At 54.8% G+C, this 983-nt stretch carries 1 protein-coding gene; it reads left to right on the forward strand.

Features of this window, described 5'->3' with window-relative positions; all coding sequences use genetic code 11:
- Positions 1-983 (forward strand): elongation factor Tu (tuf, locus tag CMQ96_RS28205; RefSeq protein WP_098067628.1); only part of this gene is annotated, 983 nt, incomplete at both ends.

The following is a 983-nucleotide window of genomic DNA, read 5'->3' on the forward strand; positions in this document are numbered from 1 at the left end:
TCTCACGTTGAATATGACACCCCGACTCGCCACTACGCGCACGTAGACTGCCCGGGCCACGCCGACTATGTTAAAAACATGATCACCGGTGCTGCGCAGATGGACGGCGCGATCCTGGTTGTTGCTGCGACTGACGGCCCGATGCCGCAGACTCGTGAGCACATCCTGCTGGGTCGTCAGGTAGGCGTTCCGTACATCATCGTGTTCCTGAACAAATGCGACATGGTTGATGACGAAGAGCTGCTGGAACTGGTTGAAATGGAAGTTCGTGAACTTCTGTCCCAGTACGATTTCCCGGGCGACGACACCCCGATCGTTCGTGGTTCCGCTCTGAAAGCGCTGGAAGGCGACGCAGACTGGGAAGCGAAAATCATCGAACTGGCTGGCTACCTGGATTCTTACATCCCGGAACCAGAGCGTGCGATTGACAAGCCGTTCCTGCTGCCGATCGAAGACGTATTCTCCATCTCCGGTCGTGGTACCGTTGTTACCGGTCGTGTAGAGCGCGGTATCATCAAAGTTGGCGAAGAAGTTGAAATCGTTGGTATCAAAGAGACTGCGAAGTCTACCTGTACTGGCGTTGAAATGTTCCGCAAACTGCTGGACGAAGGCCGTGCTGGTGAGAACGTTGGTGTTCTGCTGCGTGGTATCAAACGTGAAGAAATCGAACGTGGTCAGGTACTGGCTAAGCCGGGTTCCATCAAGCCGCACACCAAGTTCGAATCTGAAGTGTACATTCTGTCCAAAGACGAAGGCGGCCGTCATACTCCGTTCTTCAAAGGCTACCGTCCGCAGTTCTACTTCCGTACAACTGACGTGACTGGCACCATCGAACTGCCGGAAGGCGTAGAGATGGTTATGCCGGGCGACAACATCAAAATGGTTGTTACCCTGATCCACCCGATCGCGATGGACGACGGTCTGCGTTTCGCAATCCGTGAAGGCGGCCGTACCGTTGGCGCGGGCGTTGTTGCTAAAGTTCT

Source organism: Klebsiella sp. MBT K-1, assembly GCF_002556465.1.
Classification (GTDB): domain Bacteria; phylum Pseudomonadota; class Gammaproteobacteria; order Enterobacterales; family Enterobacteriaceae; genus Klebsiella; species Klebsiella grimontii.